Origin of the sequence: Pseudomonas kilonensis, from assembly GCF_001269885.1 — a bacterium.
Lineage (GTDB): Bacteria > Pseudomonadota > Gammaproteobacteria > Pseudomonadales > Pseudomonadaceae > Aquipseudomonas > Aquipseudomonas kilonensis.
The window spans coordinates 53,284-74,242 of the sequence record NZ_LHVH01000031.1 but is presented as its reverse complement, the minus strand read 5'-3'; the positions used below and the strand labels follow the sequence as shown (position 1 = coordinate 74,242).

Genomic DNA, 20,959 nt, shown 5'->3' with positions numbered 1-20,959 from the left:
GCGCATGACATCCCATACTTTCAAACCTGATATGCCGCCACCGAGCAAAGTGTTCGGGCCGGTGGCATGGATGCGCGCGAACATGTTCTCCAGCTGGCTCAACACCTTGCTGACATTGTTCGCGTTCTACCTGATCTACCTGATAGTTCCACCGATCATCGGTTGGGCGATCCTCGATGCCAACTGGGTCGGCACCACCCAGGCCGACTGCACCAAGGAGGGCGCCTGCTGGGTGTTCATCCAACAGCGTTTCGGCCAGTTCATGTACGGCTATTACCCGACGGGCCTGCGCTGGCGCGTAGACCTGACCGTGTGGGCGGCAGTGCTTGGTGTGGCGCCGCTGTTCATCTCGCGCTTCCCGCGCAAGGCGATCTACGGCCTCAGCTTCCTGGTGCTTTACCCGATCATTGCCTGGTGCCTGCTGCACGGTGGCGTTTTCGGTCTGGATACCGTAGCGACCAGCCAGTGGGGCGGCCTGATGCTGACGTTGGTGATTGCCACCGTCGGTATCGTCGGCGCATTACCGCTGGGTATCGTCCTGGCCCTGGGCCGGCGCTCGAACATGCCGGCGATCCGTGTAGTCTGCGTGACCTTCATCGAGTTCTGGCGCGGTGTGCCGTTGATCACGGTGCTGTTCATGTCGTCGGTGATGCTGCCGCTGTTCTTGCCCGAAGGCATGAACTTCGACAAGCTGCTGCGCGCACTGATCGGGGTGATCCTGTTCCAGTCGGCCTACGTGGCCGAAGTGGTGCGCGGCGGCCTGCAAGCCATTCCCAAGGGCCAGTATGAAGCGGCCGCGGCGATGGGCCTGGGTTACTGGCGCAGCATGGGCCTGGTGATTCTGCCGCAAGCCCTGAAGCTGGTGATCCCGGGTATCGTCAACACCTTCATTGCGTTGTTCAAGGACACGAGCCTGGTGATCATCATCGGCCTGTTCGACCTGCTCAACAGCGTGAAACAAGCTGCCGCCGACCCGAAATGGCTGGGCATGGCCACTGAAGGCTATGTGTTCGCCGCCCTGGTGTTCTGGATTTTCTGTTTTGGTATGTCCCGCTATTCCATGCATTTGGAACGCAAGCTGGACACTGGCCACAAGCGTTAGGAGCGTAGTTTATGAGTGAAGCGATCAAACAGCCTGTGAGCCCTGAAGGCATTATTCAGATGCAGGGCGTCAACAAGTGGTACGGCCAGTTCCACGTGTTGAAAGACATCAACCTGAACGTCAAGCAGGGCGAGCGTATCGTGCTGTGCGGCCCGTCGGGCTCCGGCAAGTCCACCACCATCCGCTGCCTCAACCGTCTGGAAGAGCACCAGCAGGGTCGCATCGTGGTCGACGGCGTGGAACTGACCAACGACCTCAAGCAGATCGAAGCGATCCGCCGTGAAGTCGGCATGGTGTTCCAGCATTTCAACCTGTTCCCGCACCTGACCATCCTGCAGAACTGCACCCTGGCGCCGATGTGGGTACGCAAGATGCCCAAGCGCAAGGCCGAGGAAATCGCCATGCATTACCTGGAGCGCGTACGCATTCCAGAGCAGGCGCACAAGTACCCGGGCCAGCTCTCCGGCGGTCAGCAACAGCGTGTGGCCATCGCCCGTGCCCTGTGCATGAAGCCGAAAATCATGCTGTTCGACGAGCCGACCTCGGCCCTCGACCCGGAAATGGTGAAAGAGGTGCTGGACACCATGATCGGTCTGGCCGAAGACGGCATGACCATGCTCTGCGTGACCCACGAAATGGGCTTCGCCCGCACCGTGGCCAACCGCGTGATCTTCATGGACAAGGGTGAAATCGTCGAACAGGCCGCGCCGAACGACTTCTTCGATAACCCGCAGAATGATCGTACCAAGCTGTTCCTGAGCCAGATCCTGCATTGATCCGGCCTTAGGCAGTGAAATAAGCCCGGACTTGTCCGGGTTTATTTTTTTCTGCTTCGGCTGCTCAGGAAGTCTTGAGGATTTCGTGCTCCTTGTGCACCGTCGTCTTGAATCCTCTCAAGTCCGCGCCTTCAGCCAGGGTTCGTGCATCTGCAAGCAAATGCGGGTAGCGATCAAGCAGGCGCATCAGCAGCATCAACGCTTTTGGTGGCAATACCTCACCGCGCTCATAGCGGGAAAACGCGTTGTGCCCGCCACCTGACAAAAACGAAACCGCTTCTTTTTGCGACAGATGCAGTTTGCGACGTATGCGTTTCATTTCTTCGCCAATCATTCTCCTGGCCGCGTTGACCAGCTCATCACCTGCGTGGTCGTAGCGATCCGAGCAGCTTGAATCGAGCTCGACTTCGCCGCACATCTGACATTCCCAGCCAGACAAGTCATCGACCCGGCGTTCCAGTCCCTTGACGCTCATGGTTTCGCCGCGACCTTCGAAATGCAACATGCCCTCCTGGGCACCACAGCTGAAGCACTGCTGATTTTTCATGAGTTTTTCTCCTTGAAGGAAATTACCGGTGGGCCTCCACTGGGGTGGCACGTTACCTTCAGGTAAATCTCCAGACCGTGTGAATGGGCGTGATAGACGTCATGCCAGACTCGATGATCGTCATAGGTAGTCATCGATTTGTAGAACTGTTTTCGCTCAAGCCCATGGATGAGCTGCTGCATGTCCGAGACGTTTAAACCGAGCGTCCGAGCAGTGTTCTTCGCAGTGCTGGTGAAAGCTTTCCCTTTAAGCCGCCTGACATCCGCCTGTATCGCCACCAAGGCGTAATGGGGTGTGTTCTTTTCCATGGAACGGTGTGCCTTGTCCTTAAAATTACCCTTAAAGGGTAATATTGACTAATCGAAAATTTCGCTCCTTTTCCGTCCCATTGACCCTAGGCAATTGCCGTCCTACGCGAAGCTGACTAACATGTCAGAAAATTCATCCTATGATTGGATGAAAGGGTGGACTCTATGTCAGATATTTCTCCATTAATGAAACGCTCCCTGGTCGATCAGGCCTTGGAGCAATTGCGTCGGCGTATCAGTGACGGGGTATGGACCGTCGGCCAGCGCTTGCCCACCGAGCCGGAATTGGTGGCGGAGCTGGGGATCAGCCGCAACACCGTGCGCGAAGCCATGCGCGTGCTGGCGTTTTCTGGACTGATCGAGATCCGCCAGGGCGACGGCAGCTACGTGCGGGCGGTGGTCGATCCGCTGGATACCCTCAAGGTGCTGTCGCGCTGTTCGCTGGAACAGGCCCGGGAAACCCGGCACATCCTGGAAGTAGAGGCCATTGGCCTGGCGGCGCTGCGGCGCACCGATGAAGATGTATTGGCCTTGCGCCAGGCGCTGAAAACCAGTGGCGAGCATTACCACGGCGACCTGGAGCACTACATCGCCTGCGACCTGGTGTTTCATCGCCTGTTGGTGGACGCCGCGCACAACCCTGCGCTGAGCGAACTCTATCGCTACTTTTCCAGCGTCATCGGCGCACAGTTGCGCCAGAGCCTCAACATCATTCCCCGCCATCAACATGTGTTCGACCTGCACGTCGAAATCCTCGAAGCCGTCGAACGCCAAGACCCGGAGCAGGCCAAGGCCCTGTGCCGGCAGTTGATCAATGAACCCTGAAGCAGAGCTTTCCATGTCCCGCGATCCGTTTGACCGCACCCCTTTGACGGCGCCCAAACGCGCCGCCGAACTCGAAGAATTGCTGATCGATGCCGAAGCCGATGACGAGCAGGCCCAGCAGCGCCCTCCGCTGGTGCGCCGGCCTTGGTTGTTGCTGCTCGGACTGATCCTGGTGGCGCTGAACCTGCGTCCGGCGTTGTCGAGCATGGCGCCGTTGCTCAGCGAAGTATCAAGAAGCCTAGGCCTGTCGGCTGCCCAGGCCGGTTTGCTGACCACATTGCCTGTGCTTTGCCTGGGCCTGTTTGCGCCGCTGGCGCCGGTGCTGGCGCGGCGCTTCGGTGCTGAGCGCGTGGTGTTGGGGATCTTGCTGACACTGGCGGGCGCGATTGTGTTGCGCAGTGCGTTCGGTCAGGTCGGGCTATTTGTCGGCAGCATCCTGGCCGGCGCGAGTATCGGTGTGATCGGCGTGCTGTTGCCGGGCATCGTCAAGCGTGACTTCGCCAAACAGGCCGGCGCCATGACCGGCGTCTACACCATGGCGCTGTGCCTGGGCGCGGCGATGGCGGCCGGGGCGACGGTGCCGTTGAGCGAACACCTTGGCCACAGCTGGGCCCTGGGCCTGGGCTTCTGGGTGGTCCCGGCGCTGCTGGCCGCGATGTTCTGGTTACCGCAAGTGGGCGAGAAACACGGTGCCCACCAAGTGGCGTACCGGGTCCGCGGCTTGCTGCGAGATCCCCTGGCCTGGCAAGTGACCTTGTACATGGGGTTGCAATCGTCCCTGGCCTACATCGTCTTTGGCTGGCTGCCGTCGATCCTGATTGGACGCGGCCTGACGCCGACCCAGGCCGGGCTGGTGCTGTCCGGTTCGGTCATCGTGCAGTTGATCAGTTCCCTCGCGGCGCCCTGGTTGGCAACACGTGGCAAGGACCAGCGCCTGGCCATCGTGATCGTCATGCTCATGGTCCTGGGCGGGTTGTTCGGTTGCCTCTACGCTTCGCTCGATGGCTTGTGGGGCTGGGCGATCTTGCTGGGCCTGGGGCAGGGCGGATCATTCAGCCTGGCGCTCACGCTGATCGTGCTGCGTTCGCGGGACGCCCACGTGGCCGCCAACCTGTCCAGCATGGCCCAGGGCTTCGGCTATACGCTGGCGTCGCTGGGGCCGTTCGCGGTGGGTGTGGTCCACGACTTGACCGGCGGCTGGAATGCCCTGGGCTGGATCTTCGGCCTGGTTGGCCTGGGGGCGATCATCGCCGGCATCGGCGCGGGCCGGGCGTTGTACGTCGGGGTCAGCAGCGAAAGGGTCACTGACCTTCGTTGATATCATTTTCATGGCGAATGACGATAGTCTTCCCGGTGGCGGCAGATTATCGTGCTGGCCTACTGAAACGTTTTTCGGAGCCTGTCCATGAGTGATGCCCACAACGCCTTGATCACCCGTTTCTATCAGGCCTTCCAGCGCCTGGATGCCGAAGCCATGAGCGCCTGCTACACCGACGACGTGCTGTTCAGCGACCCGGCGTTCGGCGAACTGCGCGGGCGCGATGCCGGTGACATGTGGCGCATGCTCACGACCCGGGCCAAGGACTTTTCCCTGACCTTCGATAACGTGCGCAGCGATGAGCGTACCGGTGGTGCTCATTGGGTGGCGACGTACCTGTTCAGCCAGACCGGCAACATCGTGATCAATGACATTCAGGCGCGCTTCGTTTTTCGCGATGGCAAGATCTGCGAGCACCATGACAGTTTCGACCTGTGGCGCTGGTCCCGCCAGGCGCTGGGCACCAAGGGCCTGTTGCTGGGCTGGACGCCGCTGGTGCGCAACGCCGTCAGGGCCCAGGCCATCAAGGGCTTGCGGGCGTTCCAGGCCAGTCGCTGATAAGATCGCGGCTTGTCTTTGCCGATCTGTTGAACATCTTGTGACGACTGCTGCCCCCTCTCCCGATCTGCCTGCACAAGGCCCCACCGAAGCGGACAAACCCTGGTTCGTCTATCTGGTGCGGGCCGCCAACGGCTCGCTGTACTGCGGCATCAGTGATGACCCGGTGCGGCGCTTTGCCAAGCATCAAAGCGGCAAGGGCGCGCGCTTCTTCCTTTCCAGCCCGGCAGTGGCCCTGGTGTATACCGAGGCTTGTCGCGACAAGGGCGAGGCCCTGCGCCAGGAGCGGCTGATCAAAAAACTCAAGAAAAGCGCCAAGGAATGCCTGGTGGCCAGTGCGCTGTCGCTTCATCAGCCGGGCTGATAGGCCTCTATCAGGCCGGTAGGCTGACCCGCTCAGGCGCGCTAAGCTGCAAGACATCATTCCTGCAGTGGCTAATCTCATGTCAGAGCTGATCCTTCATCATTACCCAACGTCTCCTTTCGCGGAAAAAGCCCGGCTGTTGCTGGGTTTCAAGGGGCTGTCCTGGCGTTCGGTGAGCATCCCGCCGATGATGCCCAAGCCTGACCTGACGGCACTGACGGGCGGCTATCGCAAGACCCCGGTATTGCAGATCGGCGCGGATATCTATTGCGATACGTCGCTGATGGCCCGCCGGCTGGAGCAGGAAAAAGCCTCGCCGGCCCTGTTCCCCGAAGGCCGGGAAATGCTGGCCGCGTCCTTTGCCGCCTGGGCCGATTCGGTGGTGTTCCAGCATGCGGTGAGCCTGGTGTTCCAGCCTGAATCGGTGGCGGTGCGGTTCGCCAAGCTATCGCCCGAAGCGATCAAGGCGTTCATCAGCGATCGTGCCGGGCTGTTCAGTGGCGGCACGACTACGCGTTTGGCTGCCGAGCAGGCCAAGCACCAATGGCCAACGATCATGGCCCGGCTGGAGCAACAGTTGCAGCGCGAGGAGGGTGATTTCCTGTTGGGTGATCCGTCGATTGCCGACTTCGCCATGGCCCATCCGCTGTGGTTCCTCAAGGGCACTCCGGTGACCTCGTCGCTGGTGGATGCGTATCCGGCTGTCTCGGCCTGGTTGGCGCGGGTGTTGGGTTTCGGCCATGGTGCGCCGAACGGGATGAGTTCCGAAGAAGCCTTGGAGGTTGCCCGCAACGCTACACCGGCAGCGCTGCCGGATGAGGCATTCGATGAGCCGAACGGGTTCACGGCAGGGCAGCAGGTGACCATCGCCGCGACCGACTATGGCGTCGATCCGGTGGCCGGGGAGTTGGTGTTTGCCGGGAGCGAAGAATTGATTCTGCGTCGCGAAGACGAGCGGGGCGGGGTGGTGCATGTGCACTTTCCGCGGTTTGGCTTCCGGATCGAGGCTCGATGAACAACGAATGACCTTGTGGGAGCGAGCTTGGTGGGAGCAAGGCTTGCCCGCGATGAACGCGCCGCGGTCTCTTGAGTACCGCAGCGCCTGGATCGCGAGCAAGCTTTGCTCCCACAAAGCTCGCGATGAGGCCCTCAAATCTATATCGCGGACAGCACCCTATCGAACTCGCACTCTGCCGAGCATCAGTTGCGGCGCTTGAGCTGATCAGTCAGCGAAGTCGGCAACCCCTTGATGATCAGCGTCCCAGCCTCTTCGTCATACTCGATCTTGGAACCCAGCAAGTGCGCTTCGAAGCTGATGGACAAGCCCTCGGCGCGGCCGGTGAAGCGGCGGAACTGGTTGAGGGTGCGTTTATCCGCCGGGATTTCCGGCGACAACCCGTAGTCCTTGTTGCGGATGTGATCGTAGAAGGCTTTCGGGCGATCCTCGTCGATCAGCTCGGACAGTTCTTCCAGGCCCATCGGCTCGCCGAGCTTGGCCTGGCTGCTGGCGTAGTCGACCAGAGTCTTGGTCTTTTCCCGGGCATCGTCTTCCGGCAGGTCTTCGCTTTCGACGAAGTCACTGAAGGCCTTGAGCAGGGTGCGGGTCTCGCCGGGGCCGTCGACACCTTCCTGGCAGCCGATGAAGTCACGGAAGTATTCCGAGACCTTCTTGCCGTTCTTGCCCTTGATGAACGAGATGTACTGCTTCGATTGCTTGTTGTTCTGCCATTCCGACACGTTGATCCGCGCCGCCAGGTGCAACTGGCCCAGGTCCAGGTGACGGGACGGGGTCACGTCCAGCTCATCGGTCACCGCCACGCCTTCGCTGTGGTGCAGCAGGGCGATGGCCAGGTAGTCGGTCATGCCTTGCTGGTAATGCGCGAACAGCACGTGGCCGCCCACCGACAGGTTGGACTCTTCCATCAGCTTTTGCAGGTGTTCCACCGCCACGCGACTGAACGCGGTGAAGTCCTTGCCGCCGTCCAGGTACTCCTTCAGCCAGCCGCTGAACGGATGCGCCCCCGACTCGGCATGGAAAAAGCCCCAGGCCTTGCCTTGCTTGGCGTTATAGCTTTCGTTGAGGTCGGCGAGCATGTTCTCGATGGCCGAGGACTCTGCCAGTTCGGAGTCGCGGGCATGGAGCACAGCAGGGGTGCCGTCGGGTTTTTTGTCGATCAGGTGGACGATGCAATGACGGATCGGCATGGATTTCTCGGCTGTGGAAAGAGAGGAGGGCGTGCTCCCCGAAAAAGGGCCCAGTGTACCGCAATCACTGGTTTTGGAACCCGGCAAAGGCCCTTTCAGACCCGTCCGACACCCTATATGCATTTTTTTAACGTTTTAGCGCAAGAAAGCTGACCAAATGGGTAGCTAGAGGCGGATATTTCAGAGGCGTTGTGCTAGTTTTGCCCGGTCTTACGCGAAGTCACTGCGTTAAGCGTGCATTCAGCATCTGTCAGGTCGAACCAAACCCGGTTTTCGGCATCTATTACCCCGATCCGTCGCGGTGATTGCCGAGGGTGCCTGATCAAGAGAGATCGGGCTCGATGGCTGACACTGCACTCTGCAATCCATATGAATTTGATAGGGAAGGAACACTACATGGCTCTTACTAAAGACCAACTGATCGGCGATTTGTCTGAAGCTGTAGACGCACCAAAAGCTACTGTGCGTGCTCTGCTGGACCAACTGGGCCAAATCGTGGCTGATCAGCTGGAAAATGGCGGCGAAATCACTCTGCCAGGTGTTGGCAAGCTGAAAGTCTCCGAGCGTCCTGCCCGTACCGGCCGTAACCCTTCGACTGGCGCTGCCATCGAAATCGCTGCCAAGAAAGTGATCAAGCTGGTTGTGGCCAAAGGCCTGACCGACGCGGTCAACAAGTAAGACCGCAGTAAAAAAAACCGTGCCTCGGAGCGATCCGGGCACGGTTTTTTGTTGCCTTGGAAACCACCTGTAGGAGCTGCCGAGTGAAGCGAGGCTGCGATCTTTCCCCTGGCAGTTGAATCTCAAGTGAAAGATCAAAAGATCGCAGCCTCGCTTCGCTCGGCAGCTCCTACAGTAGAGCAGCGTCTTTCTAATCCTTGCGAACCCAACGCGACTGGCGCCAGGCTTGTTGCTGCGCTTCGGTCTGGAAGGTCCAGGCCACGAAACGACTCTGCTTCTGGCCCTGGGACATCTCCACCACCTGGCTGTGCAGCGCCCCGGCCTTTTTCAGTGCGGTTTGAATCGCCGGCAGGTTCGACGCCTTCGACACCAGGGTGCTGAACCACAGCACTTGCCCGGCCAACTGCGCGCTCTCGCCGATCAGTTGCGTCACGAACCGGGCTTCCCCGCCCTCGCACCACAACTCCGCAGCCTGACCGCCAAAATTCAGCACCGGCAGCTTGCGCTTCGGATCGGCCTTGCCCAATGCCCGCCACTTGCGCTGGCTGCCCTTGGTCGCTTCCTCCAGGGAGGCGTGGAACGGCGGGTTGCACATCGTCAGGTCGAACCGTTCGCCATCCTCCAACAGGCCCAGGAGGATCTGCTTGCGGTTGGCTTGCTGGCGCAACTGGATGGCTTTGTTCAAGCCATTGGACTGGACGATGGCCTTGGCCGAGGCGATGGCCGTCGGGTCGATCTCCGAACCGAGGAAGTGCCAGCGGTAGTCGCTGTGGCCGATCAACGGATAGACGCAATTGGCGCCGGTGCCGATGTCCAGCACCTTGACCGCCGCCCCGCGGGGGATTTCACCTTCGTTGTGGCTGGCGAGCAAATCGGCGAGAAAGTGCACATAGTCCGCCCGACCCGGCACCGGCGGGCACAGGTAGTCGGCCGGGATATCCCAGTGGGCGATGCCATAGAAAGCTTTGAGCAACGCCCGGTTGAACACCCGCACGGCGTCGGGGCTGGCAAAGTCGATGCTTTCCTTGCCGTAGGGGTTGATGATCACGAACTTGGCCAGTTCCGGCGTGCTTTTGATCAACGCCGGGAAATCATAGCGACCCTGGTGGCGGTTGCGCGGATGCAGGCTGGCCTTCTCACGCGGTGCCACGGCTTTGGCCTCGGTGGCGGGCTTGGGCTTCTGGCGGGCTGGTTTGGGTGTGCGGGGGGCGGTCATGGGCGGGTCGATTCGGGGATGGCTCAAAAAGTGGCGGGCATTGTCCCACATCCAACCCGGTCTTGATGGTAGCGCGGACCAAATTGTGGGAGCGAGCTTGCTCGCGATAGCAGTGTGTCAGTTGGCATATGGGTTGGCTGACCCGCCGCTTTCGCGAGCAAGCCCGCTCCCACAGGGGGGGCGATACCTGGAAGGAAAGTGACAGGCATAAAAAAGGAGGTCCAATAGGACCTCCCTTTTCATTGCGAACCGCCGTTACAGGCTGGCAATCCGCGCATGCTGCTCGGCCAGCTTGCCCAAGGCCTGTTCGGCCTCGGCCAGTTTGGCTCGTTCCTTCTCGATGACTTCGGCCGGCGCTTTGTCGACGAAGCCGGCGTTGGACAGCTTGCCGCCGACCCGCTGCACTTCGCCTTTGAGGCGCAGGATTTCCTTGTCCAGGCGCGCCAGTTCCGCGGCCTTGTCGATCAGGCCCGCCATCGGCACCAGCACTTCCATCTCGCCAACCAGGGCGGTGGCCGACAGTGGTGCTTCTTCGCCGGCTGCCAGGACCGTCACCGATTCAAGCTTCGCCAGTTTCTTGAGCAGCGCCTCGTTTTCGTTGAGGCGGCGCAGGTCTTCGGCGCTGGCGTTCTTCAGGAACAAGGCCAGTGGCTTGCCCGGGCCGATGTTCATTTCGGCGCGGATGTTACGCAGGCCGAGCATGAAGGTCTTGAGCCACTCGATGTCGTCTTCGGCCGCCGGATCGATGCGGCTTTCGTTGGCCACCGGCCACGGTTGCAGCATGATCGTCTTGCCTTGGATGCCCGCCAGCGGTGCGATGCGCTGCCAGATTTCCTCGGTGATGAACGGCATGAACGGATGCGCCAGGCGCAGGGCCACTTCCAGTACGCGCACCAGGGTGCGACGGGTGCCGCGCTGGCGTTCGACCGGTGCGTTTTCGTCCCACAGCACAGGCTTGGACAGCTCCAGGTACCAGTCGCAATACTGGTTCCAGATGAATTCGTACAAGGCTTGTGCGGCCAGGTCGAAACGGAACTGATCGAGTTGGCGGGTCACTTCGGCTTCGGTGCGCTGCAACTGGGAAATGATCCAGCGATCGGCCAGGGTCAGCTCAAAGGCTTCGCCGTTCTGGCCGCAGTCTTCGCCTTTGTCCAGCACGTAGCGCGCGGCGTTCCAGATCTTGTTGCAGAAGTTGCGATAGCCTTCGACGCGGCCCATGTCGAACTTGATGTCGCGACCGGTGGACGCCAGCGAGCAGAAGGTGAAGCGCAGGGCGTCGGTGCCGTAGCTGGCGATGCCCTCGGCGAATTCTTCGCGGGTGGCTTTCTCGATTTTCTTCGCCAGTTTCGGCTGCATCAGGCCGGAGGTGCGTTTCTGCACCAGGGTTTCCAGGTCGATGCCGTCGATGATGTCCAGCGGGTCGAGGACGTTGCCCTTGGACTTGGACATCTTCTGGCCCTGGCCGTCGCGCACCAGGCCGTGGACGTAGACGGTCTTGAACGGCACTTGCGGCGTGCCGTCTTCGTTCTTCATCAGGTGCATGGTCATCATGATCATCCGGGCGACCCAGAAGAAAATGATGTCGAAGCCGGTGACCAGCACGTCAGTGGAGTGGAATTTCTTCAGGAACTCGGTCTGCTGCGGCCAACCCAGGGTGGAGAAGGTCCACAGGCCCGAGCTGAACCAGGTGTCGAGGACGTCGTTGTCCTGTTGCAGCGCCACGTCCGGGCCGAGGTTGTGCTTGGCGCGGACTTCGGCTTCATCGCGGCCGACATAGACCTTGCCCGACTCGTCGTACCAGGCGGGGATGCGATGGCCCCACCACAGTTGACGGCTGATGCACCAATCCTGGATGTCGCGCATCCACGAGAAGTACATGTTTTCGTATTGCTTGGGCACGAACTGGATGCGGCCGTCTTCCACGGCGGCAATCGCAGGCTCGGCCAGCGGCTTGGTGGACACGTACCACTGGTCGGTCAACCACGGCTCGATGATGGTACCGGAGCGGTCGCCTTTCGGGACTTTCAGGGCGTGATCGTCGACGCTGACCAACAGGCCGGCGGCATCGAATGCCGCGACGATCTGCTTGCGTGCTTCGAAGCGGTCCAGGCCGGCGTATTCGGCCGGGATCTGGCCGTCGACGCTTTCGTTCAGCGTGCCGTCGAGGTTGAATGCCTGGGCTGCCGGCAATACGTGGGCGTTCTTGTCGAAGATGTTCAGCAGCGGCAGGTTGTGGCGCTTGCCGACTTCGTAGTCGTTGAAATCGTGGGCCGGGGTGATTTTCACGCAGCCGGTGCCGAATTCAGGGTCGCAGTAGTCGTCGCCGATGATCGGGATGCGACGGCCAACCAGCGGCAGTTCAACAAACTTGCCGATCAGCGCCTGGTAGCGTTCATCGTTCGGGTTCACCGCCACGGCGGAGTCGCCCAGCATGGTTTCCGGGCGCGTGGTGGCGACGATCAGGTAGTCCTTGCCTTCGGCGGTCTTGGCGCCGTCGGCCAGCGGGTACTTCAGGTTCCACAGGAAACCTTTCTCGTCGTGGTTCTCCACTTCGAGGTCGGAAATGGCCGTGTGCAACTTGGTGTCCCAGTTGACCAGGCGCTTGCCGCGATAGATCAGCCCGTCTTCATGCAGGCGCACGAAGGCTTCCTTCACCGCTTCCGAGAGACCGTCGTCCATGGTGAAGCGCTCGCGGCTCCAGTCCACGGACGAGCCGAGGCGACGGATCTGGCGGCTGATGTTGCCACCGGACTCGTCTTTCCATTCCCAGACTTTCTCGAGGAATTTCTCGCGACCCAGATCATGGCGATTCTGGCCCTGGGCTTCGAGGCGGCGCTCCACCAGCATCTGCGTGGCGATACCGGCGTGGTCGGTGCCCGGCTGCCACAAGGTGTTGCGACCTTGCATGCGCCGGAAACGGATCAGTGCGTCCATGATCGCGTTGTTGAAACCGTGGCCCATGTGCAGGCTGCCGGTGACGTTCGGCGGCGGGATCATGATGGTGTAGGAATCGCCCGCGCCTTGCGGAGCGAAATAATTCTCGGACTCCCAGGTGTTGTACCAGGAAGTTTCAATGGCGTGCGGCTGGTAGGTCTTATCCATGCGCGGCGGGACCCTATTGGCATTTATTCAGGAAAAGCCGGGAAGTATAGCGGGCGGGGCTGGTGCAAGCCACATGCAGCAAGCTGAATGCGGGGACAGTTGACCCCTGTGGGAGCGAGCCTGCTCGCGATAAGGCCATCACATTCAACATTGATGTTGACTGACAGTCCGCTATCGCGAGCAGGCTCGCTCCCACAGGATGTTCACAATGAGGGAGGGGACGCTATTCGTACTGGCTCAGCAACCGCTCCATCCGCGCATCCAGCCGACGCTTGATCTCGGTCTCGATGTGCGGGGCGAAGTCGTCGATGACGTCTTGCATGATCAACTGCGCGGCAGCGCGCAATTCGCGGTCCAGGTGCAGCAGGGCGTCGGGGCCCTTGGTTTCGGTCTTGGCAGCCGGCTTGGGTTCGGGCTGGCCGTTGATCGGGTCGAACAGCAGGGGGATCTGTTCGTCATGCACCGGCTCGTGCACGACCGTGTCGGTCAGCAGCGGCGGTTGCAGGTTGTCGTCGCCGAGCAGTTGGCGGATCGACTCGAGGTCATCCAGCAGGTGCGCAGGCTTTTGTGGCGGTTTTGGAGTGTCCATCGTAGGGCTCAGAGTCGCTGTAAACGGTGGTCTTGCAGAGGATAGCCCTGTTCGCGGTAGAAACGGAAACTCTCCCGCGCGGCTTGTCGGATGGCCGGGTCTTCGACCACCACTTCCGCCACACGGGCGAAGCGCTGGGCAAAGGCCGGTACTTTCAGGTCGAGGTTGACCAGCAGGTCCTGGTGCTGGCCGCATTCATCCCCCAGCCCCAGCACGATCAACCCTTCGGGTTCGTTTTCGGCCGGGCCGTGGGGCACGAAGCTCTCGCCCTTGAAAGCCCACAGGCGTGCGTCCAGGTCCTCGCGCTGGGCGGCATCGCTGCAATGCAGGTAGATGCGGTGCCCCATGCGCCAGGCCTTTTCAACGAGCTTGCAGGCGAAATCCAGCCGCGCCGACGGATCGGCGCTGGGCAGGATATAGAAATCGACTTTGGTCATTGCGGTTCCTGAGCCGCCGATGACGCCGCCCGACGGCGACGCCAGCGGCGGTCATTGGTGTCAGGCCTTGGCGCGGTCCAGCAGGTACTGGGTCAGCAGGGGCACCGGACGACCGGTGGCACCCTTGTCCTTGCCGCCGCTGGTCCACGCCGTGCCGGCGATGTCCAGGTGCGCCCAGTTCAGGTTCTTGGTAAAGCGCGACAGGAAGCAGGCCGCGGTGATGGTCCCGGCTTTCGGGCCGCCGATGTTGGCGATGTCGGCGAACGGGCTGTCCAGTTGCTCCTGGTACTCGTCGAACAGTGGCAACTGCCAGGCGCGGTCGTCGGCCTGTTGGCCGGCGCTGAGCAGTTGGCCGATCAGTTCGTCGTTGTTGCCCAGCAGGCCCGAGGTGTGGGAACCGAGGGCGACGATGCAGGCGCCGGTCAGGGTCGCGATGTCGATCACCGCTTGCGGCTTGAAGCGCTCGGAGTAGGTGAGGGCGTCACACAGCACCAGGCGGCCTTCGGCGTCGGTGTTGAGGATTTCCACGGTCTGGCCGCTCATGGTGGTGACGATGTCGCCCGGACGCGAGGCCGTGCCGCTGGGCATGTTCTCGGCGCAGGCCAGGATGCACACCAGGTTGATCGGCAGTTGCAGTTCGAGCACGGCACGCAGGGTGCCGAACACGCTCGCGGCGCCGCCCATGTCGTACTTCATCTCATCCATGCCAGCGCCCGGCTTGAGGCTGATGCCGCCGGTGTCGAAGGTGATGCCCTTGCCGACCAGTGCGTACGGCTTCTCGGATTTCTTGCCGCCGTTGTATTGCATCACGATCAGGCGTGGCGGCTGGGCGCTGCCCTGGCCGACGGAGTAGAACGAACCCATGCCCAGGTCCTTGATCTTCTTCTCGTCGAAGACTTCGACCTTCAGGCCCTTGAATTCCTTGCCCAGTGCCTTGGCTTGTTCGCCGAGGAACGTCGGGTGGCATATGTTCGGCGGCAGGTTGCCCAGGTCGCGGGTGAACGCCATGCCGTTGGCAATCGCGGTGGCGTGGGTCACGGCACGCTGGACTTCAGCCTGGGCGGCCTTGATGGTCAGCACGGTGATTTTTTTCAGGGCGCGGGGTTCGGCTTTCTGGCTCTTGAACTGGTCGAACTGGTATTCGCCGTCCACCAGGGTTTCGGCCAGCAGGCGGTTCTTGCCGTAGCTGTCGCGGCCCTTGATCACCAGCTCGTCCAACGCCAGGGCGGCCTCAGCGCCGCCAAGGCCCTTGAGTGTGCCCAGCACGCCGGCAATGATTTTACGGAACGGACGATCGCCCAGTTCAGCGTCCTTGCCCACGCCCACCAGCAGCACGCGCTCGGCCTTGAGGTTGGGCAGGCTGTGCAGCAACAGGCTCTGGCCGACCTTGCCGGCCAGGTCACCGCGCTTGAGCACGGCGCTGATGGCGCCGCCGCTCAGGGTGTCGAGCTGGGTGGCGACCACGCCGAGCTTGCGGTTTTCACCGACGGCGACTACCAGTGTGGCGGTTTTCAACGTTTCTGGGCTGACGCTTTTTACAACCAGTTCCATGTCCGGATCCCTGAGTCAATGGTCAAGAGGCCAGGCGCCGAGACAGTGGCGCGCTGAGCAGCTGTCTTCTATATAAGAGAAGCGCCGGGACTTGCCGGCGACAAGGGCCGCAGTTTGAACCCCGGCGGCCGAGCCTGACAACCCTGGGAGCCGTTAACTTTTGACTGTGGAGCCTCTGCTTAAAGCGTGCGCAGTGACAGGCGCCTCCAATCACAGGATAATGCGGCTCTTTTTTTGGCGGCTCGCGGCATGAGCTGGCTCGATACGTTTCTTGTTTGGCCGCCTTAGCCTGACAATCCTGGAGTGTCTGGTTTGATCGTCTTCCGTTATTTATCCCGCGAAGTCCTGCTGACCCTGAGCGCGGTCAGCGCCGTGCTGCTGGTCATCATCATGAGCGGGCGCTTCATCAAATACCTTGCCCAGGCAGCCTCCGGTGCCCTGGACCCGGGCTCGCTGTTCCTGATCATGGGGTTCCGCCTGCCGGGCTTCTTGCAATTGATCCTGCCGCTGGGGTTGTTCCTCGGCATCCTGCTGGCCTACGGGCGCTTGTACCTGGACAGCGAAATGACCGTGCTGTCGGCCACCGGCATGAGCCAGCAGCGCCTGTTTCGCATGACGCTGTTCCCGGCCACGTTGGTGGCGCTGGTGGTGGCCTGGCTGAGCCTGAGCCTGGCCCCCCAGGGCGCCAACCAGTTTCAACTGCTGATCAACCAGCAGGACGCCATGACCGAGTTCGACACCCTGGTGCCGGGGCGTTTCCAGGCCCTGCGCGACGGTACGCGCGTGACCTACACCGAACAGCTCTCGGAGGACCGGGTCGACCTGGGCGGTGTCTTCATTACACAAAAGAACCTGTCTTCGGATACCAAGAAAGACCGTGGCATTTCCGTGCTGGTGGCCGAGAAGGGCCGGCAGGAAATCAACCCCGACGGCAACCGCTACCTGATCCTGGAAAACGGCTATCGCTATGACGGCAAGCCGGGGCAGGCCGATTACCGGGCCATCAAGTACGACACCTATGGCGTGCTGTTGCCCAAGCCCGAGGTCAGCGACGAAGTCACCGACCGCGACGCGATGTCCACCGCCAGCCTGCTGGGCAACAAAGACATCCGTGCCCGTACCGAGCTGCAATGGCGCCTGTCCTTGCCGCTGCTGGTGTTCATCGTGACCCTTATGGCGGTCCCGCTGTCGCGGGTCAATCCGCGCCAGGGGCGTTTCCTCAAGCTGCTGCCGGCGATTCTTCTCTATATGGCTTACCTGACCATCCTGATTTCCGCCCGCGGTGCGTTGGAGAAAGGCAAGATCCCGCCAGCCCTGGGCTTGTGGTGGGTGCACTCGATCTTCCTGGCCATCGGCCTGGGGTTGCTCTACTGGGAGCCGCTACGCCTGAAGCTGGCCAGTCGCCGCAGCGCGCTGGAGGTGGCCCGTGGTTAAGCTCGATCGCTACATCGGCAGCAGTGTGTTCATGGCGATCCTTGCAGTGCTGGGGATCATCCTTGGCCTGGCGACCCTGTTCGCCTTCATCGATGAAATGGGCGACGTCAGCGACACCTATACCTTGGTGGACGTGGCGAGCTACGTGCTGCTGACGGCGCCGCGGCGCTTGTATGACATGCTGCCGATGGCCGCGCTGATTGGTTGCCTGATCGGCCTGGGCAGCCTGGCCAGCAACAGTGAACTGACCATCATGCGCGCCGCCGGCGTGTCCATTGGTCGGATCGTCTGGGCGGTGATGAAGCCGATGCTGGTGTTGATGCTGGTGGGTGTGTTGGTTGGCGAATACATCGCCCCGGCCACCGAGAATACTGCCCAGGCCAACCGTTCCCTGGCCCAGGGCGGCGGTGATGCGCAAAGCGCCAAGCACGGCCTGTGGCACCGCCAGGGCGACGAGTTCATCCACATCAACTCGGTCCAGCCCAACGGCATTCTGTATGGCGTGACCCGCTATCGCTTCGACGAGCAGCGGCACATGCTGTCGTCGAGCTTCGCCAAGCGCGCCAAATTCGCCGAGGATCACTGGCAACTGAATGATGTCACCACCACCGTGTTCCATGACAAGCGCACCGAGGTGGTCGCCGCCCCGCAGGAACGTTGGGATGTGTCGATCAGCCCGCAGTTGCTCAGTACCGTGGTGATGGCACCTGAATCCCTGTCGATTACCGGCTTGTGGAGTTATATCCACTACCTGGCGGACCAGGGCCTGAATAACGGCCGCTACTGGTTGGCTTTTTGGGTCAAGGTGTTGCAACCGTTGGTCACTGCCGCCCTGGTACTGATGGCGATCTCCTTCATCTTTGGCCCGCTGCGTTCGGTGACCCTCGGCCAGCGGGTGTTTACCGGCGTGCTGGTGGGCTTCACTTTCCGTATCGCCCAGGACCTGCTGGGGCCGTCGAGCCTGGTGTTCGGCTTCTCGCCGCTGTTTGCGGTGCTGGTGCCGGCCGGTGTCTGCGCGTTGGCCGGGCTCTGGCTGTTGCGTCGGGCCGGTTGATTGCTCGTGTAGCGAGAGGGCTGTGGGAGCAAGCTGTGGGAGCAAGGCTTGCCCGCGATGAAGGCCCTGTGGTCTTTCATAGAGCGAGGTGACTGTTTCGCGAGCAAGCTTTGCTCCCACTTGCGCGGTGTATCAGGTACAATTCCCGGCTATTTTTCGGCGGGCTATGCCTGCAGCCTTTTTGAGTGTTGATCCGTGAGTGATTTGAGTCATATCCGCAATTTCTCCATCATCGCCCACATTGACCATGGCAAGTCGACGCTGGCCGATCGCTTCATCCAGATGTGCGGCGGCCTGGCCGAGCGCGAAATGGAAGCCCAGGTCCTGGACTCCATGGACCTGGAGCGTGAGCGCGGGATCACCATCAAGGCCCACAGCGTTACCCTCTACTACAAGGCCCGCGACGGCATCACCTATCAGCTGAACTTCATCGATACCCCGGGCCACGTCGACTTCACCTATGAAGTCAGCCGGTCGTTGGCGGCCTGTGAAGGTGCATTGCTGGTGGTCGATGCTGGCCAGGGCGTCGAGGCCCAGTCGGTTGCCAACTGCTACACGGCCATCGAGCAGGGCCTGGAAGTCATGCCGGTACTGAACAAGATCGACCTGCCCCAGGCCGATCCGGACCGCGTGAAGGAAGAAATCGAGAAAATCATCGGCATCGATGCCACCGACGCGGTCACCTGCAGCGCCAAGACCGGCCTGGGCGTGGACGAAGTGCTCGAGCGCCTGGTGCATACCATTCCCGCGCCGACCGGCAACATCGAAGATCCGCTGCAGGCGTTGATCATCGACTCCTGGTTCGACAACTACCTGGGCGTGGTCTCCCTGGTTCGCGTGCGCCATGGCCGCGTGAAGAAGGGCGACAAGATCCTGGTCAAGTCCACCGGCAAGATCCACCTGGTGGACAGCGTCGGTGTATTCAACCCGAAACACACTGCCACCGTAGACCTGAAGGCCGGTGAAGTGGGCTTCATCATCGCCGGCATCAAGGACATCCATGGGGCGCCGGTCGGCGACACCCTGACCTTGAGCACCACCCCCGACGTCGATGTGCTGCCAGGTTTCAAACGCATCCAGCCGCAGGTCTATGCCGGCCTTTTCCCGGTCAGCTCCGACGACTTCGAGGATTTCCGCGAAGCCCTGCAAAAGCTGACCCTGAACGACTCGTCCCTGCAATACACCCCGGAAAGCTCCGACGCCCTGGGCTTCGGCTTCCGTTGCGGGTTCCTGGGCATGTTGCACATGGAAATCATCCAGGAGCGCCTGGAGCGCGAGTACGACCTGGACCTGATCACCACGGCGCCGACGGTTATTTTCGAGCTGTTGCTCAAGAGCGGCGAAACCATCTACGTCGACAACCCGTCCAAGCTGCCGGACCTGTCGGCCATCGAGGACATGCGCGAGCCGATCGTGCGGGCCAACATCCTTGTGCCTCAGGAGCACCTGGGTAACGTCATTACCCTGTGCATCGAGAAGCGCGGCGTGCAGCACGACATGCTGTTCCTTGGCACGCAGGTCCAGGTGACCTACGACCTGCCGATGAACGAAGTGGTGCTGGACTTCTTCGATCGCCTCAAATCCACCAGTCGCGGCTATGCTTCGCTGGACTATCATTTCGATCGTTACCAATCGGCTAATCTGGTGAAGCTGGATGTGCTGATCAACGGTGAGAAAGTCGATGCCCTGGCCTTGATCGTGCACCGTGACAACGCGCACTACAAAGGTCGTGCATTGACCGAGAAGATGAAGGAACTGATTCCGCGGCAGATGTTCGATGTGGCAATCCAGGCCGCCATTGGCGGGCAGATTGTGGCGCGTACAACCGTCAAGGCGCTCAGAAAGAACGTATTGGCCAAATGCTACGGTGGCGACGTCAGCCGTAAGCGCAAGCTGTTGGAAAAGCAGAAGGCCGGTAAAAAACGCATGAAGCAGGTCGGTAACGTGGAAATTCCACAGGAAGCCTTCCTTGCGGTGCTCAGGTTGGATAGTTAGGTCCTATGTCGCTAAATTTCCCGCTGTTGCTGGTTATCGCCGTGTTTGTCTGCGGCCTGTTGGCGTTGCTTGATCTGTTGTTCCTGGCGCCTCGGCGCCGGGCGGCCATCGCCTCTTATCAGGGCAGCGTCAGCCAGCCTGATGGTGTGGTGGTCGAAAAGCTCAACAAGGAACCGCTGCTGGTCGAATACGGCAAGTCGTTCTTTCCGGTGCTGTTCATCGTGCTGGTGTTGCGCTCGTTCCTGGTGGAACCGTTCCAGATCCCGTCCGGCTCGATGAAGCCGACCCTGGACGTGGGCGATTTCATCCTGGTGAACAAGTTCTCCTACGGGATTCGCCTGCCGGTGATCGACAAGAAAGTCATCGAAGTCGGTGATCCGCAACGCGGCGATGTCATGGTGTTCCGCTTCCCGAGCGACCCGAACGTCAACTACATCAAGCGTGTTGTCGGCCTGCCGGGCGACACGGTCCGCTACACTGCCGACAAGCGCCTGTTCGTCAATGGCGAATCGGTGGCCGAACAGTTGCTTGGCTCCGAGCCGGGTACACTGGGCAGTGCCGAGCTCTACCAGGAAAAACTCGGCGAGGCCGAACACCTGATTCGCAAGGAAATGAGTCGCTACCGCGCAACGCCGGACCGTTCATGGACCGTGCCGGCGGGGCACTATTTCATGATGGGCGACAACCGCGACAACTCCAACGACAGCCGTTACTGGGATGATCCGAACATTCCCAAGAACCTGCTGGGCATGGTCCCGGACCGGAACATCGTCGGCAAGGCCTTTGCGGTCTGGATGAGCTGGCCGGAACCCAAACTCAGTCACCTGCCGAATTTCTCGCGGGTTGGCCTGATCAAGTAATCCCACACGGCGCTGTTGAACACAGCGCCGAATGCTTTTC

The 20,959-nt window shown here is 61.1% G+C and carries 20 protein-coding genes; 12 read left to right on the top strand and 8 right to left on the bottom strand.

Going from position 1 to position 20,959, the window contains the following annotated elements:
• Positions 1–4: 4 nt before the first annotated feature.
• Both AD662_RS23070 and AD662_RS23065 read left to right on the top strand, forming a co-directional pair.
• A complete protein-coding gene (locus AD662_RS23070) occupies positions 5–1,102 on the top strand; it encodes an amino acid ABC transporter permease (RefSeq protein ID WP_018606184.1) in 1,098 nt (365 codons plus the stop codon).
• A gap of 11 nt (positions 1,103–1,113) precedes the next feature.
• Complete coding sequence (locus AD662_RS23065; protein ID WP_003178331.1) at positions 1,114–1,878, top strand: amino acid ABC transporter ATP-binding protein; 765 nt, start codon at positions 1,114–1,116, stop codon at positions 1,876–1,878.
• Positions 1,879–1,942: 64 nt separating this feature from the next.
• Here AD662_RS23065 and AD662_RS23060 read toward each other — a convergent pair whose 3' ends face one another.
• Positions 1,943–2,425, bottom strand: a complete 483-nt coding sequence (locus AD662_RS23060; protein ID WP_053181665.1) for a type II TA system antitoxin MqsA family protein — start codon at positions 2,423–2,425, stop codon at positions 1,943–1,945.
• A complete protein-coding gene (locus AD662_RS23055; RefSeq protein ID WP_053189801.1) occupies positions 2,422–2,733 on the bottom strand; it encodes a type II toxin-antitoxin system MqsR family toxin in 312 nt (103 codons plus the stop codon). The genes AD662_RS23060 and AD662_RS23055 overlap by 4 nt, the downstream gene beginning before the upstream one ends.
• 165 nt (positions 2,734–2,898) lie before the next feature.
• On the opposite strand from AD662_RS23055, the gene AD662_RS23050 reads away from it, so the two are divergent.
• From AD662_RS23050 to AD662_RS23030, 5 genes are all read left to right on the top strand, one after another.
• Positions 2,899–3,558 carry a FadR/GntR family transcriptional regulator gene (locus tag AD662_RS23050; protein ID WP_024617621.1) on the top strand — a complete coding sequence of 220 codons (660 nt, stop codon included), beginning with the start codon at positions 2,899–2,901 and terminating at the stop codon, positions 3,556–3,558.
• Positions 3,548–4,876, top strand: coding sequence for a CynX/NimT family MFS transporter (locus tag AD662_RS23045; protein WP_053189800.1), 1,329 nt, complete (start codon positions 3,548–3,550; stop codon positions 4,874–4,876). Before AD662_RS23050 ends, AD662_RS23045 begins: the two co-directional genes overlap by 11 nt.
• Positions 4,877–4,963: 87 nt before the next feature.
• Positions 4,964–5,434 (top strand): nuclear transport factor 2 family protein, encoded by a 471-nt coding sequence (locus tag AD662_RS23040; RefSeq protein WP_018606195.1) that lies wholly within the window; start codon positions 4,964–4,966, stop codon positions 5,432–5,434.
• Positions 5,435–5,474: 40 nt separating this feature from the next.
• Positions 5,475–5,798, top strand: a complete 324-nt coding sequence (locus AD662_RS23035) for a GIY-YIG nuclease family protein (RefSeq protein ID WP_024617623.1) — start codon at positions 5,475–5,477, stop codon at positions 5,796–5,798.
• 79 nt (positions 5,799–5,877) lie between these two features.
• Positions 5,878–6,813: a glutathione S-transferase family protein gene (locus tag AD662_RS23030; protein ID WP_053181656.1), complete on the top strand. Its 936-nt coding sequence runs from the start codon at positions 5,878–5,880 to the stop codon at positions 6,811–6,813.
• A gap of 185 nt (positions 6,814–6,998) precedes the next feature.
• Here AD662_RS23030 and yejK read toward each other — a convergent pair whose 3' ends face one another.
• Positions 6,999–8,003 (bottom strand): nucleoid-associated protein YejK, encoded by a 1,005-nt coding sequence (gene yejK / locus AD662_RS23025; protein ID WP_018606199.1) that lies wholly within the window; start codon positions 8,001–8,003, stop codon positions 6,999–7,001.
• Between the two features lie 396 nt (positions 8,004–8,399).
• Between yejK and AD662_RS23020 the strand changes: the two genes are divergently transcribed.
• Positions 8,400–8,681, top strand: coding sequence for an HU family DNA-binding protein (locus AD662_RS23020; RefSeq protein WP_018606201.1), 282 nt, complete (start codon positions 8,400–8,402; stop codon positions 8,679–8,681).
• A 190-nt stretch (positions 8,682–8,871) separates the two neighbouring features.
• On the opposite strand, the gene rlmF is transcribed toward AD662_RS23020, so the two are convergent.
• From rlmF to AD662_RS22995, 5 genes are all read right to left on the bottom strand, one after another.
• Positions 8,872–9,897, bottom strand: coding sequence for a 23S rRNA (adenine(1618)-N(6))-methyltransferase RlmF (rlmF, locus tag AD662_RS23015; protein WP_033062610.1), 1,026 nt, complete (start codon positions 9,895–9,897; stop codon positions 8,872–8,874).
• Between the two features lie 255 nt (positions 9,898–10,152).
• A complete protein-coding gene (locus AD662_RS23010; protein ID WP_053189799.1) occupies positions 10,153–12,999 on the bottom strand; it encodes a valine--tRNA ligase in 2,847 nt (948 codons plus the stop codon).
• Positions 13,000–13,222: 223 nt separating this feature from the next.
• Positions 13,223–13,588 (bottom strand): hypothetical protein, encoded by a 366-nt coding sequence (locus tag AD662_RS23005; RefSeq protein WP_018606209.1) that lies wholly within the window; start codon positions 13,586–13,588, stop codon positions 13,223–13,225.
• An 8-nt stretch (positions 13,589–13,596) separates the two neighbouring features.
• Complete coding sequence (locus AD662_RS23000) at positions 13,597–14,025, bottom strand: DNA polymerase III subunit chi (protein WP_053189798.1); 429 nt, start codon at positions 14,023–14,025, stop codon at positions 13,597–13,599.
• Between the two features lie 60 nt (positions 14,026–14,085).
• A complete protein-coding gene (locus AD662_RS22995; protein WP_018606212.1) occupies positions 14,086–15,576 on the bottom strand; it encodes a leucyl aminopeptidase in 1,491 nt (496 codons plus the stop codon).
• A gap of 312 nt (positions 15,577–15,888) precedes the next feature.
• On the opposite strand from AD662_RS22995, the gene lptF reads away from it, so the two are divergent.
• The 4 genes from lptF to lepB all read left to right on the top strand — a co-directional run bounded on the left by lptF (position 15,889) and on the right by lepB (position 20,919).
• Positions 15,889–17,010, top strand: coding sequence for an LPS export ABC transporter permease LptF (lptF, locus tag AD662_RS22990; RefSeq protein WP_024617628.1), 1,122 nt, complete (start codon positions 15,889–15,891; stop codon positions 17,008–17,010).
• Positions 17,003–18,064, top strand: a complete 1,062-nt coding sequence (gene lptG, locus AD662_RS22985; RefSeq protein ID WP_053181647.1) for an LPS export ABC transporter permease LptG — start codon at positions 17,003–17,005, stop codon at positions 18,062–18,064. The genes lptF and lptG overlap by 8 nt, the downstream gene beginning before the upstream one ends.
• A gap of 195 nt (positions 18,065–18,259) precedes the next feature.
• Positions 18,260–20,059 carry a translation elongation factor 4 gene (lepA, locus tag AD662_RS22980; RefSeq protein ID WP_018606217.1) on the top strand — a complete coding sequence of 600 codons (1,800 nt, stop codon included), beginning with the start codon at positions 18,260–18,262 and terminating at the stop codon, positions 20,057–20,059.
• Positions 20,060–20,064: 5 nt separating this feature from the next.
• Positions 20,065–20,919 (top strand): signal peptidase I, encoded by an 855-nt coding sequence (lepB, locus tag AD662_RS22975; RefSeq protein ID WP_018606219.1) that lies wholly within the window; start codon positions 20,065–20,067, stop codon positions 20,917–20,919.
• Positions 20,920–20,959: the final 40 nt, after the last annotated feature.

Excerpts from the sequence above, each read along its gene's own strand:
- AD662_RS23060 (WP_053181665.1), bottom strand. The coding sequence starts at position 2,425 with ATGAAAAATCAGCAGTGCTTCAGCTGTGGTGCCCAGGAGGGCATGTTG.
- AD662_RS23050 (WP_024617621.1), top strand. The coding sequence starts at position 2,899 with ATGTCAGATATTTCTCCATTAATGAAACGCTCCCTGGTCGATCAGGCC.
- rlmF (WP_033062610.1), bottom strand. The coding sequence starts at position 9,897 with ATGACCGCCCCCCGCACACCCAAACCAGCCCGCCAGAAGCCCAAGCCC.
- AD662_RS23030 (WP_053181656.1), top strand. The coding sequence starts at position 5,878 with ATGTCAGAGCTGATCCTTCATCATTACCCAACGTCTCCTTTCGCGGAA.
- AD662_RS23045 (WP_053189800.1), top strand. The coding sequence starts at position 3,548 with ATGAACCCTGAAGCAGAGCTTTCCATGTCCCGCGATCCGTTTGACCGC.
- AD662_RS23040 (WP_018606195.1), top strand. The coding sequence starts at position 4,964 with ATGAGTGATGCCCACAACGCCTTGATCACCCGTTTCTATCAGGCCTTC.
- AD662_RS23020 (WP_018606201.1), top strand. The coding sequence starts at position 8,400 with ATGGCTCTTACTAAAGACCAACTGATCGGCGATTTGTCTGAAGCTGTA.
- yejK (WP_018606199.1), bottom strand. The coding sequence starts at position 8,003 with ATGCCGATCCGTCATTGCATCGTCCACCTGATCGACAAAAAACCCGAC.
- AD662_RS23055 (WP_053189801.1), bottom strand. The coding sequence starts at position 2,733 with ATGGAAAAGAACACACCCCATTACGCCTTGGTGGCGATACAGGCGGAT.
- AD662_RS22995 (WP_018606212.1), bottom strand. The coding sequence starts at position 15,576 with ATGGAACTGGTTGTAAAAAGCGTCAGCCCAGAAACGTTGAAAACCGCC.
- lepB (WP_018606219.1), top strand. The coding sequence starts at position 20,065 with ATGTCGCTAAATTTCCCGCTGTTGCTGGTTATCGCCGTGTTTGTCTGC.
- AD662_RS23065 (WP_003178331.1), top strand. The coding sequence starts at position 1,114 with ATGAGTGAAGCGATCAAACAGCCTGTGAGCCCTGAAGGCATTATTCAG.
- AD662_RS23005 (WP_018606209.1), bottom strand. The coding sequence starts at position 13,588 with ATGGACACTCCAAAACCGCCACAAAAGCCTGCGCACCTGCTGGATGAC.
- AD662_RS23010 (WP_053189799.1), bottom strand. The coding sequence starts at position 12,999 with ATGGATAAGACCTACCAGCCGCACGCCATTGAAACTTCCTGGTACAAC.
- AD662_RS23000 (WP_053189798.1), bottom strand. The coding sequence starts at position 14,025 with ATGACCAAAGTCGATTTCTATATCCTGCCCAGCGCCGATCCGTCGGCG.
- AD662_RS23070 (WP_018606184.1), top strand. The coding sequence starts at position 5 with ATGACATCCCATACTTTCAAACCTGATATGCCGCCACCGAGCAAAGTG.